This is a genomic window from Candidatus Eremiobacteraceae bacterium, from assembly GCA_035295225.1.
Taxonomy (GTDB): Bacteria; Vulcanimicrobiota; Vulcanimicrobiia; order Eremiobacterales; family Eremiobacteraceae; genus JABCYQ01.
Window position 1 is genome coordinate 1 of the sequence record DATGJI010000036.1, and the last position, 2,005, is coordinate 2,005.

Genomic DNA, 2,005 nt, shown 5'->3' on the forward strand with positions numbered 1-2,005 from the left:
CGAATCTCACCGCGTGGGTCGCGTATGCTTCCAAGAGCTATTCGCCGCGCCGCCTGGTCTCGGGCATGCGCAATATCTGGAAGATCAGCGAGGTCGAGAATCCGAAGGCATACCACAATGTGATGCCGGGGCTCTTTCCCGAGCGGTTGTCGGGGGAGACCTTCAAGAGCCGCGGCATGGCGATGAGCCCATGGATGCCGCCGACCTACTTATGGCTCGCGTTCGAAGGTCTACTCGGGCTCGAGCCCTCGCCCGATGGCGTCCGGGTCAATCCTCACGTGCCGCAAGATTGGAAATGGATCGGCGCGCGCGACATCCCGATCATGGGCACGTCGTTGACGTGCTTCTATCACCGCCGCACGTTGTATGCATCCGTACCGATCGCGTCGCGCGGCGACTGCGTCGTCTTGGATGAAGACGTCAGCCGTTATGTCGAATCGGATGCGCCGTTCGTGGCGGCGCTCAAGGACGAGAGGCAGACGCTGGTATTCGTGGGTACCGATCGCTTCGGAACGTTTGACGTGCATCTCAAGCCGCCGCTCGTGGACGAACCCGAACGACAGACGATCACGTTGGATGCCGGCGATTCGCGCCTCATCCGCGTGCGGCTGGGGAAAAACGGGAAGACGCGAAGTTCAGCGCGCCGCGTGGCGGGTAACCAGTAAAGTCCTAAGCTTAGAAGTGTGCCCTTACCGCCTGGAGCCGGCGGGCCATTTTGCCGCGGGCGAGGCCGATGCGGCGCCGGGTGCGCTGCAAGAACCTGCGGCTTCGATCGCTCGCTCGGCGACGAAGCACTTTACCATAGGAGACTGGAACCAGCGCGGACGACGCCGCGGTAAAGGCCAGCATCAGACCGACGAGAAAGATTTGCTGACGAATGCGAGTCACGGACTTCCGACTTACCGCCCGCCCTTGCATCGTCCTGCCCACAACGGTGCGCTGATCCGTGCGATTCGTGCAGGTCAATCCCAGAAATGAAAGCGCGGTCATAGCCCAAGCCGAGGTTTGTCTCAAGCAAGGTGGGACCGTCATCTTCCCTACCGAGACGGTGTACGGCATCGGTGCGGCGGCAGAGAACGACGGCGCGATCGCAGCGGTGTATGCGGCAAAGGGCCGCGCTCGCGACAAGCCGTTGGCGCTTCACGTGAACGATGTCTCGCAGGCGGAACCGTTTGTCAGCGACTGGACCGTTGCGGCCCGTCGCGTGATAGCGAAATTTTGGCCTGGTCCGATCGCCGTGATCGTCACCCGCGCCGCCGGCCGCTTCGAGTCCGCGGCGAACGGATTGCCCACGATCTCGTTGCGCTGCCCGGATCACGCTTTCACGAGGTCCTTGCTCGCGCGCTGCGGTCCGCTTGCCGCGACCTCGGCGAATCGTTCGGGAGCAGCGGCTTTCACCGGTGCAAGCGACGATCGGACACAGCTTCCTGAGGCGACGCTCGCGTTTCTCGCCGGGCCCACTGCCTTCCAGCGCGAGAGCACGATCGTCGACTGCACGACGGAGACGCCGCGCGTGTTGCGGTGGGGTGCGGTCGCAGCCGACGCGTTGGCGGCGACGTTGGGAACTGAAAGCCTCACCCGGTGAGTTTCCCTGGTATGAGGATGTTCTGCGGGTTCGGGTTTGCTGCGCTGTGCGTCGCCGGAATGATCGTCGTGGCCGCCCGGCCGGCGAGCGCCGACATGCAGATCGGTAAGTTCACCGTAGCGTTCGCGCTCATGCAGGCGCATCGCAACGGTGATTTCGTGGTGCCCGGCCTCATCCGCGGCGAATCACCCGATGGCGATTTTCGCGCGGACCGAGCCATCGGCAACTACCAACGTAAACAGGTCACCCTGATCGGCCACGTGGTTTTGCACGAGCGTCCGGCATCGGCGCCTCACGCACCCCCGCAAGCACCGCTGACGCTGACCGCCGATCAACTGCATATCGATTCTCCGACGCAGACCTACGTCGTGACGGGCTCAGCACGCGCGGTGCAAGGCGCGCGCTCGTTGGTAGCGGACA

The 2,005-nt window shown here is 63.8% G+C and carries 3 protein-coding genes; all 3 read left to right on the plus strand.

Going from position 1 to position 2,005, the window contains the following annotated elements; genetic code table 11:
- Positions 1-665 (plus strand): hypothetical protein (locus VKT51_06060; protein HLJ83719.1); only part of this gene is annotated, 665 nt, incomplete at its 5' end.
- A 281-nt stretch (positions 666-946) separates the two neighbouring features.
- A complete protein-coding gene (locus tag VKT51_06065; protein ID HLJ83720.1) occupies positions 947-1,585 on the plus strand; it encodes an L-threonylcarbamoyladenylate synthase in 639 nt (212 codons plus the stop codon).
- A gap of 11 nt (positions 1,586-1,596) precedes the next feature.
- A partial coding sequence (locus VKT51_06070) for a hypothetical protein (protein ID HLJ83721.1) occupies positions 1,597-2,005 on the plus strand: 409 nt, incomplete at its 3' end.